Below are 14853 nucleotides of genomic sequence, written 5' to 3' on the forward strand. Positions count from 1 at the left end.
CCACCGGGCGGCGCGAGTGCATCGCGTTTGCTTCATCCGGCGGCAGCAGTTTCGAATCGCAAAGGGGGAATCAGATGCATCGGATCATCATCGTAGGCGGCGGCGCGGGCGGCCTGGAACTGGCGACGCGGCTCGGCGATCGTTACGGCGCGCGCGGCAATCGTCCCGCGCGTGCGCTTGTCACGCTCGTCGACCGCAATCCGACGCACATCTGGAAACCGCTGCTGCACGAGGTCGCGGCCGGCAGCATGGACCCGTTCACGCAGGAACTCGAATATGCGGCGCAGGCGCGCTGGCACGGCTTCGAGTTCCAGCAGGGCGAGCTGACCGGGCTCGACCGCGCGGCGAAGCGTCTCACGCTGTCGGCCCTCAACGACAGCGACGGCGCGGAACTGTTGCCGGCACGCGAGCTGGAATACGACACGCTCGTGATCGCGATCGGCAGCACGACCCACTTCTTCGGCGTGCAGGGCGCCCCGGAAAACGCGATCGCACTCGACACGGTCGGGGAGGCGGAGCGCTTCCGCAAGCGGCTGATCGCGGCATGCATGCGCGCCGAGCACCAGGCGCCGGCACCGACCGCGCCGGGCGAGTCGGCCGAGCCGCGCATCCAGGTCGTGATCGTCGGCGGCGGCGCGACGGGCGTCGAGTTGTCCGCGGAACTGCGCAACACCGCGCAGGTGCTGTCGGTGTACGGGCTGCACAAGCTCGATCCGCGCCACGACGTCGGCATCGTGCTGATCGAATCGGGGCCGCGGATTCTGCCGGCACTGCAGGAGCGCGTGTCGGGGGCGACGGCCGAACTGCTGGAGAAGCTCGGCGTGCGGTTGATGCTCGGCGAGCGCGTGACCGAGGTGGCGCCCGGGTTCGTGCATACCGCGAGCGGCAAGGCGGTGCGTGCGGACCTGACGGTCTGGGCCGCCGGCATCAAGGCGCCGTCCGTGCTCTCGCATCTCGACGGCCTCCAGGTCAACAAGCTCGGGCAGCTCGACGTGCGCCGCACGCTGCAGACCTTCACCGACGACAACGTGTTCGCGCTCGGCGATTGTGCGGCCTGCGCATGGCCCGGCAACGAACGCAACGTGCCGCCGCGCGCGCAGGCGGCGCACCAGCAGGCGAGTTTCCTGCTGAAGGCGATCGGCTGCCGGCTCGAAGGGCGTCCGCTGCCCGAATTCACGTATCGCGATTTCGGTTCGCTCGTGTCGCTCGGTCACTTCAGCGCGGTCGGCAACCTGATGGGCGGGCTGATCGGCGGCAACATGCTGATCGAAGGACTGTTCGCGCGCTTCATGTACATGTCGCTGTACCGGCTGCACGTCGCGGCGTTGCACGGTTATCCGCGGATGATCCTCGATACGGTCGCGCACTGGCTGCGGCGCACGACGTTGCCGCGCGTCAAGCTGCACTGATCGCGTACTCGCGTGTGGGGCGGGTGGAGAATGCGCATGTCGTGCGGGTTCGCCGCCCATTTTTTTTTGATTCGCAAGGATTGGGTCGCGCGATGTACGTCGATATGCGCAGCCACGCGGTGATTCGGCAGGCCGCCGGCAGGCTGCCGCGCCATGTCGATCCGATCGCCGCCACGCGTCGTAATCGAGTCTTACACATCTGACAGTTGACGCGACAACGGATTATTGGGCATCTTGTCCGGGTTTTCGTTCGCGGCGGCGTGCCAACCGCCGCGACATCCGCGCCGCGCGCCGGTGCGATGCCCCGTCATGCCGTATCCGCGATCGTGACGGCGGCGCCCAATCGAGGAGTGCATTCATGTTGAAACCCGAAGTCGACAGCCTGGTCCCCCATGTCCCGTTCTCGCGCCGCAAGTTCATGCAGGCCGCGCTGGGCGGCACCTTCGCGGCGGCCGTGCTGCCCGTGTCGGCGCAGACGGTCACGACCGACAGCACCGGGCTGGACGTCGACACCATCGAGATCCGCTCGGGCGATGCGAGCGTGCCGGCTTATCGCGCCCAGCCGGTCGACAAGACGAACCTGCCGGTCGTCATCGTGATTCACGAGATCTTCGGCGTGCACGCGCATATCGCCGACGTGTGCCGGCGCTTCGCGAAGCTCGGCTATCTCGCGATCGCGCCGGACCTGTTCGCCCGGCAGGGCAACGCGGCGAAGTATCCGACGATGAAGGAGCTTTACGACCACATCATCAGCAAGGTGCCGGACCGGCAGGTCACCGAGGATCTCGATGCGACCGTCGCGTGGGCCGGCAAGAACGGCGGCGACCTGACGCGTCTCGGCGTGACCGGCTTCTGCTGGGGCGGCCGCCAGGCGTGGCTCTATGCGGAACACAATCCGCACGTGCGGGCCGCCGTGGCGTGGTACGGGTTCGTCGAAGGCAAGACCGACGAGATGACGCCGTTCAACCCGGTCGACCACGCGTCGTTGCTGAAGGTGCCCGTGCTCGGGCTATACGGCGAGAAGGATCAGAACATCACGCAGGCGTCGCTCGCGGACATGCGCAAGGCGATTCAGACGAGCGATTCGAAGCTCGCGCGCGAATCGGAGATCGTCGTGTATCCGGATGCCGGTCACGCGTTCTTCGCCGATTACCGGCCGAGTTACGTGAAAGGCGATGCCGAGGACGGCTGGAAGCGCGCGATCGAGTGGTTCCACAAGTACGGCGTGATGTAAACGACAAGCGGCGGCAACTGCCGCCGCGGCATCGGCCGCCGCATCGTCATCGTCGCGCCGCGCGGGTGCTCAAGGATTCGGGCCGGTCGCGATCGGCCGCGACGGATCGGCGCTCCATTCGCTCCACGAGCCCGGATACAGCGACGCGCCGTGCAGGCCCGCCACTTCCAGTGCCAGCGCGTTGTGGCATGCGGTGACGCCGGAGCCGCATTGCAGGATCACGCGGTTCGGCTCGGTGCCGGCCAGCACGGCGGCGAATGCCTCGCGCAATTCATGGCCGGTCTTGAAGCGGCCGTCGGCGGCCAGGTTGTCCTTGAAGAAGCGGTTGCGCGCACCGGGAATGTGGCCGCCCACCCGATCGATCGTTTCATTTTCGCCGCGATAGCGATCCGGTGCGCGTGCATCGATCACGACGCGCGCGGGCGACGATACGTTCGCGAGCACGGTCGCGGCGTCGACCGTCGATTCGAGCGGCGTGGCCGAACGGAAGTCGCCGGCGGCCGGTTGCGGCACGTCGGTCGTCAGCGGCTGGCCGGCCGCTTCCCAGGCCTGCAGGCCGCCGTCGAGCACGGCAACCGAATCGTGGCCGAGCCAGCGCAGCAGCCACCACAGGCGCGCCGCATACGCGCCGCCTTGCGCGTCGTACGCGACGACCTGCTGGCCCTGCTTGAGGCCGCGGCTGGCGAGCAGCGTGGCGAGCGCGTCGCGGGTCGGCAGCGGATGGCGGCCGTTGGTGCCCGTCTTGCGGCCCGACAGATCGCGGTCGAGATGAAGATAGTGCGCGCCGGGGAGGTGGCCGGCCGCGTAGGCGGCTTCGCCGGCGCCGGGATCGGCGAGATCGAAGCGGCAGTCGAACAGCGCGACGCTGCCGGGCGCCGCGGCCAGGCGCTCGGCGAGATTGGCGGCGGAAATGAGCGTGGTGTAATGAGTGTGTGGCATGACGGCTCCCTGGAGTGCAAATGGCCTGACACTCCAAGTCTAAACAAAAAAAGACGGGCCGAAGCCCGTCTTTTCGTTTGCCGGCGGCCGCGCGGCGTCAAGGCGCCGCACCCGCTGTCAGAGGTCGCCGAGGTGGCGGCGCAGGAACTCGTGGAAGTGCTGCATGCCGTCTTCCATCGGGCTCTGGTACGGGCCCACTTGCGATTCGCCGCGGGCCATCAGCGCACGGCGGCCTGCGTCCATCCGCATCGCGATCTCGTCGTCCTCGACGGCCGTTTCCATATAGGCGGCACGCTCGGCCTCGACGAATTCGCGTTCGAACAGCGCGATTTCCTCGGGGTAATAGAACTCGACGATGTTGGTCGTCTTCTGCGGCCCGCGCGGAATCAGCCACGACACGACCAGCACGTGCGGATACCACTCGATCATCAGGCCCGGGTAGTAGACCATCCAGATCGCGCCGAACTCCGGCGGTACGCCGTTGCGGAACTTCAGCACCTGCTCGTGCCATTTCTGGTAAGTCGTGCTGCCCGGTTTCGCGAGGGCGTTGTGCACGCCGACCGTCTGCACGCTGTACCAGTCGCCGAACTCCCATTTGAGATCGTCGCACGACACGAAGCTGCCGAGGCCCGGGTGGAACGGGACGACGTGATAATCCTCGAGGTAGACCTCGATGAACGTCTTCCAGTTGTAATCGCACTCGTGCACTTCGACGTGATCGAACTGGTACTCGGCGAAGTCGAAGTGATGCTTCGTGCCGAGATGGGCGAGGTCGCGCGCGACATTGCGGCCCTCGGCCTCGAACAGCAGCCCCTGCCAGTTCTGCAGCGGGCTCTTGCCGAGGTTCAGGCACGGCTTGTCGGGGAAGTGCGGCGCGCCGAGCAGCTGGCCTTCCAGATCGTACGTCCAGCGGTGCAGCGGGCACACGATGTTCTGCGCATGGCCGCGCCCGTTGAGCATGATCGCCTGCCGGTGGCGGCACACGTTCGACAGCAGTTCGATCTGGTTCGTCTGGTTACGGACCAGCACGCGGCCTTCCTTCTCGGACGGCAGCGCAAAATAGTCCCCCGCCTCGGGCACCATCAACTCGTGCCCGACGTAACGAGGTCCTTTCTTGAAGAGGGTTTCGATCTCGCGCTCGAGTAGCGCCTCATCGAAATATGCAGTGACTGGAAGCTGGCTGTGGGCCGACTTCAACTGAAGCGCATCGCTCAGATTGGACATTCCCACTCCCGGTGTTAGCGTGAAAGCAGTGAACAACCCAACCATCGAAAAATCGATTTAGGGAAACGGGGAATTATACCCGGTTCGCCTCGCAAGGCTAGGATTAAGTACCTGATTTGTGTCAATTTTTTGTCGGGCGACCATCGAAAGGCGCACACTGTGCATCGGAGATGGGGCCGGATTTGTGCGCGGGCGCCCACGACGGCAGGTCGGAAAATTCTCTTTTGCCGTAGAATGTCCGACTTGTTTTGAAATTTGACACCCTCGTCCATGGCGAAAACCGCATCCCCAGGCGCCACGCCGCCCGGCAATGGCACCGAACCGTTGCCGGACAATTACGAGATGGCGCTCGCGGAACTCGAGACGCTGGTTGCCCGGATGGAAGGCGGCGCGTTGAGCCTCGAGGATTCGCTGGCGGCGTATCGCCGCGGTGCGACCCTCGTTGCGTTTTGCCAACAGCAGCTTGAGAAAGTGGAGCAGCAGGTTCGCGTGCTCGACGGCGCGACGCTGAAGCCGCTTTCGTCCGGAACGGCCGCCACGGACGGCGAAGACGACGATCTATGACATTCGAACAATGGATGCGGTCCGTGCTTGACCGTGTCGAGGACGCACTCGGCCACTATCTGCCGGCCGAAACCGCGATGCCCGCGAAACTTCACGAGGCGATGCGCTATGCGGTCCTCGGTGGCGGCAAACGCGTTCGCCCGCTGCTGTGCCATGCAGCAGGCGAGCTGACCGGTGCGACGGAGGCGGCACGCAACGCCGCGGCGGCGGCGCTGGAGATGATCCACGTCTACTCGCTCGTGCACGACGACATGCCGTGCATGGACGACGACGCGCTGCGTCGCGGCAAGCCCACCGTGCACGTGCAGTACGACGAGCCGACGGCGCTGCTGGTCGGCGACGCGCTGCAATCGCAGGCGTTCGTGGCGCTGACCGATGCCGATGCGCTGTCGCCGGTGCAGCAGGCGGCGCTCGTGCGCGAGCTGGCGCTCGCGAGCGGCTCGATCGGCATGGCCGGCGGGCAGGCGATCGATCTGGCGAGCGTCGGCCTGAAGCTGACGCGCGAACAGCTCGAGACGATGCACCGGATGAAGACGGGCGCATTGCTGCGCGCGGCCGTGCGGATGGGCGCACTGGCCGGCGAGACGCCTTCGGCGGAAACGATGGCGGCGCTGGATGTTTACGCGGGGGCCGTGGGTCTGGCGTTCCAGGTCGTCGACGACATTCTCGACGTCACGACCGATTCGGCGACGCTCGGCAAGACGGCCGGCAAGGACGCGGCGAACGACAAGCCGACCTATGTATCGATCCTCGGTCTCGAGGCGTCGCGCGAGCTGGCAGCGCAGCTTCGTGCCGAAGCGCACGACGCGCTGAAACCGTTCGGCGCACGCGCACAGCGTCTCGCCGAACTTGCCGACCTGGTAGTGAACCGGGTCAGCTGACGCGAAAGCCCGCCGCCGCGCACCTGTCACGGTGCGCGCAAAAGAATGCGGGCGCGTTTGATTTCCTACAATGGAACGACGATGTACGACTTGCTGAAAACCATCGACGACCCGGCGGATTTGCGCCGCCTCGATCGTCGCCAACTGCAACCGCTCGCGGATGAACTGCGCGCGTTCGTGCTCGACAGCGTGTCGAAGACGGGCGGCCACTTGTCGTCCAACCTCGGGACGGTCGAGCTGACGATCGCGTTGCACTACGTGTTCAACACGCCGAACGATCGCATCGTCTGGGACGTGGGCCACCAGACCTACCCGCACAAGATCCTGACGGGCCGCCGCGACCAGATGCATTCGCTGCGTCAGTACGACGGCATCTCGGGCTTCCCGCGCCGCAGCGAGTCGGAATACGACACGTTCGGCACCGCGCACTCGAGCACGTCGATCTCGGCCGCGCTCGGCATGGCGATCGGCAGCCAGCTGAACGGCGACGATCGCTTCTCGATCGCGGTGATCGGCGACGGCGCGATGACGGCCGGCATGGCGTTCGAGGCGATGAACAACGCGGGCGTGTCGGAAGATGCGAAGCTGCTCGTGATCCTGAACGACAACGACATGTCGATCTCGCCGCCGGTCGGCGCGCTGAATCGCCATCTGGCCCGCCTGATGTCGGGCCGCTTCTACGCGGCCGCGCGTGCGGGCGTCGAGCGCGTGCTGAGCGTGGCGCCCCCGGTGCTCGAACTCGCGCGCAAGCTCGAGGAGCACGCGAAGGGCATGGTCGTGCCGGCCACGCTGTTCGAGGAATTCGGCTTCAACTACATCGGTCCGATCGACGGTCACGATCTCGATTCGCTGATCCCCACGCTGCAGAACATCCGCGAACTGCGCGGCCCGCAGTTCCTGCACGTGGTGACGAAGAAAGGCCAGGGCTACAAGCTCGCCGAAGCCGATCCGGTGCTCTACCACGGCCCCGGCAAGTTCAACCCGGCCGAAGGCATCAAGCCTTCGACGACGCCCGCGAAGAAGACGTACACGCAGGTGTTCGGCGAGTGGCTGTGCGATGAAGCCGAGCGCGATACGCGCGTGGTCGGCATCACGCCCGCGATGCGCGAAGGCTCGGGCATGGTCGAATTCGAGAAGCGCTTCAAGGATCGCTATTACGACGTCGGCATCGCCGAGCAGCACGCGGTGACGTTCGCGGGCGGTCTCGCGACCGAAGGGCTGAAGCCCGTCGTCGCGATTTACTCGACGTTCCTGCAGCGTGCGTACGACCAGTTGATCCACGACGTCGCGCTGCAGAATCTGCCGGTCGTGTTCGCGATCGACCGCGCGGGCCTTGTCGGCGCGGACGGCGCGACGCATGCGGGCGCGTACGATCTCGCGTTCCTGCGCTGCATCCCGAACATGACGGTCATGGCCGCATCCGACGAGAACGAATGCCGCCAGATGCTGCACACGGCGCTGCAGCAACCGAACCCGACCGCGGTGCGCTATGCGCGCGGCGCGGGCACGGGCGTGGCGACGGTGAAGGAATTCACCGAGATCCCGCTCGGCAAGGGTGAAGTGCGTCGCCGGACGTCGCAGCCGGAAGGCAAGCGCGTCGCGATCCTCGCGTTCGGCACGATGGTCGCACCGTCGCTCGCCGCTGCCGAGGAGCTCGATGCAACGGTCGCGAACATGCGCTTCGTGAAACCGGTCGATGCGGCGCTCGTGCGCGAGCTGGCCGAAACGCACGATTACCTCGTCACGGTCGAGGAAGGCTGCGTGATGGGCGGCGCGGGCTCGGCCTGCGTCGAAGCCCTGATGGAGAGTGGGGTTATCCGACCCGTAATACAATTGGGCCTCCCTGACCAGTTCATCGATCACGGCGACCCCGCGAAGCTGCTGTCGCAATGCGGCCTCGACGGCGCGGGCATCGCGAAATCGATTCGCGAACGCTTTCTGAGCCCGGCGGCCGATGTCGCCGATCAGGCGAAGCGCGTCGCGTAAGCCGGCGCCGCCCGCGGGCGGTGGCGGTGCGACTGGCGCAACCGGTCTTCATTGATGCGGAAAACATGGGCCTGCGGGCCCATGTTGCTTTTCCGAGCCGCGTGACGCGGCGTGCGCGTCGTCGGACGCGCGGCTTACAAGGATTGAACAAAGATGAACCAGATGAACCCCGCCTTCGTGATGCCCGACGTGCAGAGCACGGTGGATACCCGTCAGATCCCGATTCAGCGCGTGGGCGTGAAGGCGGTCCGGCATCCGTTGACGGTGCGCACCGAAAGCGGCGACGTGCAACCGACCGTCGGCGTCTGGAACCTCGACGTCCGTCTGCCTGCCGATCAGAAGGGCACGCACATGTCGCGCTTCGTCGCGCTGCTCGAGGAGAATCGCGCACCGCTGACGGTCGAGCGCTTCCGCGAGATGCTCGCGTCGATGCTCGCGAAGCTCGAAGCCGAGGCGGGCCGCATCGAAGTCACGTTTCCGTACTTCGTGAACAAGACCGCGCCGGTGTCGGGCGTGCAGAGCCTGCTCGACTATGAAGTGACGCTCGCGGGCGAAAGCCGCAACGGCGACACACGTCTGTTCCTGAAGGTGCTCGTGCCGGTGACGAGCCTGTGCCCGTGCTCGAAGAAGATCTCGCAATACGGCGCGCACAACCAGCGCTCGCACGTGACGATCGATGCGGAGCTGGCCGCCGATCTGCCGGTCGAGGCGCTGATCCGCATCGCCGAAGAAGAAGCGTCGTGCGAACTGTGGGGGCTGCTGAAGCGTCCGGACGAGAAGTTCGTCACCGAGCGTGCCTACGAGAATCCGAAGTTCGTCGAGGATCTCGTGCGCGATGTCGCGCAGCGTCTCGATGCGGACGAGCGGGTGGCCGCCTACGTGCTCGAAGCCGAGAACTTCGAGTCGATCCACAATCACAGCGCGTATGCGCTGATCGAGCGCGACAAGCGGCACGCTGCATGAACGCCGCGGCGTTTCGCCGCGCCAACGAGAAAGGCAGCTCGGAACCGAACCGAGCTGCCTTTTTGTTTTCCCGCTTGCGGCGGCGCGTGGCGCGATTCAGCGTGCGAGCGACGCGAGATCCCAGCGCGGCTTCACCGTGAACGCGTAGTCGGCATTCGCCTGTTCGGGCCAGCGGCCGAGCCGCAGCGCGCCCGCGAGCGCGATCATCGCGCCGTTGTCGGTGCAGAGCGCGAGATCGGGGTAGTGCACGTCGAAGCCGCGCTTGGCCGCGGCCGCCGACAGTGCCGCGCGCAACTGGCGGTTCGCGCCGACGCCGCCCGCGATCACGAGGCGCTTGAGCTTCGTCTTCTTCAGCGCGGCGAGCGACTTCGCGACGAGCACGTCGACGGCCGCATCGACGAAGCCGCGTGCCAGATCGGCCTTTGCCCGTTCGAGTGCTTCGCCGTCGAGCTTCGCCGCTTCGAATTTCTTCATCTGCGTGAGCACGGCGGTCTTCAAGCCGCTGAAGCTGAAGTCGAGATCGCCCGAATGCAGCATCGGGCGCGGCAGCACGACCGCGCCCGGCGTGCCCGTTTCCGCGAGTTTCGATACTTCGGGGCCACCCGGATAGCCGAGGCCGATCAGTTTCGCCGTCTTGTCGAATGCTTCGCCGGCCGCGTCGTCGAGCGTTTCGCCGAGCGTCTCGTAGACGCCGACGTCGGTCACGCGCATCAGTTGCGTGTGGCCGCCGGAAACCAGCAGCGCGACGAACGGGAACGGCGGCGGCTCGTCGACCAGCAACGGCGACAGCAGGTGGCCTTCGAGGTGGTGGATGCCGACGGTCGGCTTGTTCCAGGCGAGCGCGAGCGCATTCGCGATGCTCGCGCCGACCAGCAGCGCGCCGGCGAGGCCGGGGCCCTGCGTGAACGCGATCGCGTCGATGTCGTCGCGGCGCGTGCCGCTTTGCGCCATCACTTCCTCGAGCAGCGGCAGCGCGCGGCGGATGTGGTCGCGCGACGCGAGCTCGGGCACGACGCCGCCGTATTCGCGGTGCATCGCGATCTGCGAATGGAGCGCGTGCGCGAGCAGGCCGCGCTGCGTGTTGTAGAGCGCGAGGCCGGTTTCGTCGCAGGAGCTTTCGATGCCGAGAACGAGCATGGGTACGGGCAGGGCGCGCCGTTTCGGACGCACCGCAGATAGGTCGACGTAACCGGAAAGTATAGCAGGCGGGGGCAGGCCGGCGCCGGCAGCGGCCCGGCCCCGATGTCGGGCAGGTATAATGCTTCTGGAACCTTCCTAACCAGTTAGGGCTTAGTACATTGTACCGAAGTCCAATTTCGACAGTATCACCGATGAAAACGCTGGGGTCGCCTCTCAACGATGCACAATCCTCTAGACGCGAAAGCGTCCCTTTTTTATTTCAGGTGCGAAGGGCAAGCCTCGCACAATTCCGCTCCAATTTTCCGTTCCACGTCCTAGTCTGGCAGGCTCCGGCTATAAATAGGGGTGAATCGCCTCGTGCGTAGACTGCGTTTCTTCCCCCATGCCGTGACAATCGCTTTCGTTTCACCTCGGTCGTAAAACGATTCTTGTCATACCTGCCTGGCGGAACGCCACTGTTTAAGGCGGGGGCAAGACGAGTGCCGCCACCCGCCCTGTGTCTGCTTCGGACCCGGGGTATCCGAATGATAGCGACACCGTGACGACCATTGCCTGCGCCAACAGCCTGTTGGCGTGCCTCGCGCTCGCGCGCGAGTTCGAGGGTTGGCCGGGATTCATAAAAAATCCGCCACATCTATCGATAACTATATGATTTTATGTGGAAAAATAGTGTTTCCTCAGCTGACGTCTGTATCAATAAGGAACATCCCGTCGACGTCATTGACGCTGCCTGACTGCAACGAAAAACAAATGCAAAGTTTGACGAGCGTTGGCACGAGACGAATATCCATCAAACCATCCCATTCCCTCGGGTGTTGTCCACTAGTTCTGGATCTGCAAATGTCCATGTTCGGATCACGCTCGCCCTCTTCATTTTCCCGCCCTGCCTTGTAGTGCAATTCGGAATGCGAGTAAACAGGCTGCTCGTCGGCAATAGTAAACTTCATAAGCCAACCTGCCGCCTGCGGACACCGAAAAGTCAGATGTCCGCAGGAGCGATTGATTGAACATCTGCCTACATGTGCGAACTCGCGGCGAGAATCTGCTTCGGCACCATTTGCCCTTGATCTAGACTAGGGGCGATGATAGCCGCGGGCGTCCCCACGAATGTCGCCATCGCTTGAACCAACTGTTCCGCCTGCAAACTTGCGAGCGAGTTAGCAGATACCGCCCCGGAGGCATCGCTACTGGATGGAGGCGGTGTGCCGGTGCCCTCGATCAAAACACACACGACGCCCGGCGGACACATGATTTCCGACGGAATAGGCTCCTCCGGATCCCATGGCCCTGTAGATCCTCCAGTACCCTCGCCACCGACTCCGGCTGAGGAGCTTGATCCCGAATTCCCAAGTTTCCCGAGAGGGTTGTCTGGGAGTAGGGGGGCGCCAATCACCGGCATCGTCTGGCCATTTGAACCCAGTGTGGTCCCGACCGGCACATAAACGCCCCCGTTGGGAAATGTGGTCATCGTCGGCGGAGGGGGAGGTGGCGGAATATTCACGATCGGCGGTGCATTGAATCCCTGAATCTGCGCAGGCGTCCACAATTGTCCGGGCGTCGGCTCTACGCCGGTATCGGGATTGTAGTTTTTCCAATCTGTCACATTTCCATTGTCATCGAAATAAACAACTCGATTCGCATATTTGTGGCCATCCTCAAATTGCCACTCCGCCGTCCGCTTCCCAGTGGTAGAATTAATGGCATCGCGAGTCGCCTCTTGCTTGTCAGGAAAAAAAGTCGACTGGGAGTCCGGGAACTGATTTCCAGGTGTATAATTTTCCTGAATTTTTTGGGAGCCGGTTTGGGGGTCAAAATAGTCGCGCTTCACGAGGGCGCCATTCTTGTAATATGCTTCCATGTTTGCATAATGATCCCCGGGATTAAAGTTAGATTTAGTGGTGACGTCCCCCGTCTGCGGATCAAATGTCTCTTGAGTTGCGACATTTCCATTTCTATCATAAAATATTGCTGCCGTTATCTTTGAAGTTCCCGGTATATAAGACGTTTCTTCTATAGTATGACCGCCGGCATCAAAAACGTCATTCGAAATAATCTCGCCGCTGGAATTATAATTGCTCGTAAAAGTTGCCTTTCCAGAGTCTGGGTCAAAGTAATTTCTTGAGCTAGCAAGCGCTGAGCCCAGTGAATAGACATCTCTTTCTGTTTCCTTTCCATTCGAATTCCATATATCTGTAGATATCCGCGCTCCTGTTGCATCGTAGTTGTCCTGAGATTTTTCAAGCCCTGTGGTATCATCGTAATAATTTTTCGCGGTTAGGTTAGAGGTGCCTGGCGTAAAATAATCCTTTTCCGTTACGGCGCCAATTGTATTGTAATATTCCCGAGAAACGAGATTTCCGCTGCTATCCAGTGTCTCAATAGACGCGATGGTATCTGTTGTACCATCACGAAATGTTCTTGAACTCGGGGTTGTCGAGCCAGCCGCAAACTCGTCTGTTTCCACTTGCGTCCGGTCGCCTACGGCGTAGAAAATCTCGGATGTCAATTGCCCGTCAGTGAATAGCTTTTTATCAACTTCCACTCCATTGGAGAAATCCTCCTGCATCACGGGCTTCCCAGACGGGTCCGTGTAAAGCAAGTATGGTTGAGGAGTATCGCCACCCAATGGAGTGTCGCCTATCTCCTTTCCAGACGAATCGAACGAAATCACATCGATTTTCCGCCCCGGCACATATACGCCACTAGTCGGATCGCTGTTATAGTTGGTTATCGACGAGATAACACCGTTTTCATAATGTTGATCTTGTTTGATCCAGCCGGTTAAATTATCGAAAATTAGCTTATCCGATAATAATCCATTTTGATTCGTCGACGCAACTGTAAGCGTGCTATTTGCATCTAGCCCAAAGGTAAACTGTAAGCGACCAGCCAACCCGTCTTGACGAGCGAGTTTAGGCGGCAGTCGAGAGAGGTTGCCAACGATGCGGCAGTAGCGCGTCGATGTCGTTGGCCTTGTGGGTCGGCAAGCGTGTGAGGACGTCCTTCAGATAGGCGAGCGGATCGAGCCCGTTCAGTTGCGCCGATCGAATCAAGCTCATGATGGCGGCCGCGCGCTGACCCGCACGCAGTGATCCGGCGAACAACCAATTGGACCGACCGACTGCCCACGGTCGGATCTGGTTTTCGACCCAGTTGTTGTCGATCGGCACATTGCCGTCATCGAGATAGCGCGTGAGTGCGTCCCATCGTTTCAGGCTGTAGTCCAGCGCCTTCGCAATCGCCGAGCCGTCCGCAACGAGTTTGCGCTGCGCCATCAACCATTGATAGAGGGCGTCGCACACCGGCTTGGCCCGACGCTGTCGAAGCCGCTGCCGTTCGTCGACATCCAGTGCTGCGGCCTCGCGTTCGATGTCGTAGAGCGCGGTAAAGAACGGCAGGGCCTGCCCCGCAACATGGCTGCTGTGGTTGGCATGCAACTCAAAGAACTTGCGTCGAGCATGGGCCGCGCATCCGATCTCGGTGATGCCGTGCTGGAACGAGGCCTTGTACCCGCTGTAGTCGTCGCATACCAGTTTGCCGTGCCAGCCCGTCAGGAACGTGCGAGCGTGCGCACCGGCGCGGCTCTCGGCGAAGTCGTAGACCACCGCGCGCAGTTCGCTGAACTGAGTCGACGTATACGCCCACAGGTATGCCCGGTGCGTTTTGCCCTTGCCGGGACTGAGCATTTGCACCGGCGTCTCGTCGGCGTGCAACACCGCCTGTTGCCGGATGGCCTGGCCGAGTGCGTCGACCAACGGCTGCAACTGCATGCCACACCGGCCCACCCAGGCACCCAGCGTGGATCTCGGGATGGCCAGTCCCGCACGACCAAAGATCTGTTCCTGGCGATACAGAGGCAGGTGGTCGCCGTACTTGGCGACCAGCACCTGCGCGAGCAACCCGGCGGTGGGCATGCCCTTGTCGATCACATGCGGTGGAACCGGCGCTTGGATCAGCGTCTCGCACGCTTTGCACACCCACTTGCCGCGGATGTGCCGTTCCACCGTAAACAGGCCCGGCGTGTAGTCCAGCTTCTCGCTCACGTCCTCGCCGATCCGTATGCGTTCGCAACCGCACTGGCATGTTGTGCTGTCCGGTTCGTGATGGACGTCGGTGCGTGGCAGTTGCGGCGGCAGTGGTGCCCGTTTCGGCTGCTCGCGTTGCCGTTCAGCTGGCGTAGGCTCGAGTTGCTCAAGCTCCATCTCGATGGCAACCAAGTCGCCATCGATCGCCTCGTCGAGCAGGTTCATCTGCTCGCTGTTGAGCTGTTCGCTGCGCCGGCCGAACTGCTGGCGCTTGAGGATCGAGATCTCATGGGTAAGCTGGTCGATGCGGGTCTGCTTGTAGCGGAGTTCCCGATCTCGTTCACTGGCTTCCCGCTCCTTCTCGTGGATCGCCTGGTCCTTCGACTGGACCTCTGCAATCAGTTGCGCAGTCAGGGCGCGCAACTGTTCCGGGGTGAGTGCGTCGAGGTCAGCGGGATTCATGCAGGCCAGTCTGCCAGAACGCTGTA

12 protein-coding genes are annotated in these 14853 nt (G+C 63.1%); 6 read left to right on the forward strand and 6 right to left on the reverse strand.

Annotated elements, in window-relative coordinates; all coding sequences use genetic code 11:
- Window positions 1-74: 74 nt before the first annotated feature.
- Window positions 75-1409, forward strand: coding sequence for an NAD(P)/FAD-dependent oxidoreductase (locus tag CFB46_RS23260; RefSeq protein ID WP_027782551.1), 1335 nt, complete (start codon window positions 75-77; stop codon window positions 1407-1409).
- A 358-nt stretch (window positions 1410-1767) separates the two neighbouring features.
- Entirely contained in the window at window positions 1768-2643 is an 876-nt protein-coding gene (locus CFB46_RS23265; RefSeq protein WP_027782552.1) for a dienelactone hydrolase family protein, read from the forward strand.
- Between the two features lie 69 nt (window positions 2644-2712).
- On the opposite strand, the gene CFB46_RS23270 is transcribed toward CFB46_RS23265, so the two are convergent.
- The gene (locus tag CFB46_RS23270; RefSeq protein ID WP_089501423.1) at window positions 2713-3582 is read right to left on the reverse strand and encodes a sulfurtransferase; all 870 of its coding nucleotides are present in this window, start codon (window positions 3580-3582) and stop codon (window positions 2713-2715) included.
- Between the two features lie 117 nt (window positions 3583-3699).
- Window positions 3700-4806, reverse strand: a complete 1107-nt coding sequence (locus tag CFB46_RS23275; protein ID WP_027782554.1) for an aromatic ring-hydroxylating oxygenase subunit alpha — start codon at window positions 4804-4806, stop codon at window positions 3700-3702.
- Between the two features lie 270 nt (window positions 4807-5076).
- Between CFB46_RS23275 and CFB46_RS23280 the strand changes: the two genes are divergently transcribed.
- From CFB46_RS23280 to folE2, 4 genes are all read left to right on the forward strand, one after another.
- Window positions 5077-5370, forward strand: a complete 294-nt coding sequence (locus CFB46_RS23280; RefSeq protein ID WP_006479428.1) for an exodeoxyribonuclease VII small subunit — start codon at window positions 5077-5079, stop codon at window positions 5368-5370.
- Window positions 5367-6251 (forward strand): polyprenyl synthetase family protein, encoded by an 885-nt coding sequence (locus CFB46_RS23285; protein ID WP_006479426.1) that lies wholly within the window; start codon window positions 5367-5369, stop codon window positions 6249-6251. The genes CFB46_RS23280 and CFB46_RS23285 overlap by 4 nt, the downstream gene beginning before the upstream one ends.
- A gap of 81 nt (window positions 6252-6332) precedes the next feature.
- Window positions 6333-8237, forward strand: a complete 1905-nt coding sequence (dxs, locus tag CFB46_RS23290; protein WP_089501424.1) for a 1-deoxy-D-xylulose-5-phosphate synthase — start codon at window positions 6333-6335, stop codon at window positions 8235-8237.
- Between the two features lie 153 nt (window positions 8238-8390).
- Window positions 8391-9200, forward strand: coding sequence for a GTP cyclohydrolase FolE2 (gene folE2, locus CFB46_RS23295; protein WP_027782556.1), 810 nt, complete (start codon window positions 8391-8393; stop codon window positions 9198-9200).
- A gap of 96 nt (window positions 9201-9296) precedes the next feature.
- Here the strand turns inward: folE2 and tsaD are convergent, their stop codons facing one another.
- From tsaD to tnpC, 4 genes are all read right to left on the reverse strand, one after another.
- Window positions 9297-10337 carry a tRNA (adenosine(37)-N6)-threonylcarbamoyltransferase complex transferase subunit TsaD gene (gene tsaD / locus CFB46_RS23300; RefSeq protein ID WP_089501425.1) on the reverse strand — a complete coding sequence of 347 codons (1041 nt, stop codon included), beginning with the start codon at window positions 10335-10337 and terminating at the stop codon, window positions 9297-9299.
- A 680-nt stretch (window positions 10338-11017) separates the two neighbouring features.
- On the reverse strand, window positions 11018-11287 hold the full coding sequence (locus CFB46_RS35450; RefSeq protein ID WP_143751650.1) for a hypothetical protein: 270 nt from the start codon (window positions 11285-11287) through the stop codon (window positions 11018-11020).
- 68 nt (window positions 11288-11355) lie between these two features.
- On the reverse strand, window positions 11356-13233 hold the full coding sequence (locus CFB46_RS35455; protein ID WP_143751651.1) for a hypothetical protein: 1878 nt from the start codon (window positions 13231-13233) through the stop codon (window positions 11356-11358).
- 19 nt (window positions 13234-13252) lie between these two features.
- Window positions 13253-14827, reverse strand: a complete 1575-nt coding sequence (gene tnpC, locus CFB46_RS23305) for an IS66 family transposase (RefSeq protein WP_089501047.1) — start codon at window positions 14825-14827, stop codon at window positions 13253-13255.
- Window positions 14828-14853: the final 26 nt, after the last annotated feature.

This window comes from Burkholderia sp. HI2761 (assembly GCF_002223355.1).
In the GTDB taxonomy this organism is placed as follows: Bacteria; Pseudomonadota; Gammaproteobacteria; order Burkholderiales; family Burkholderiaceae; genus Burkholderia.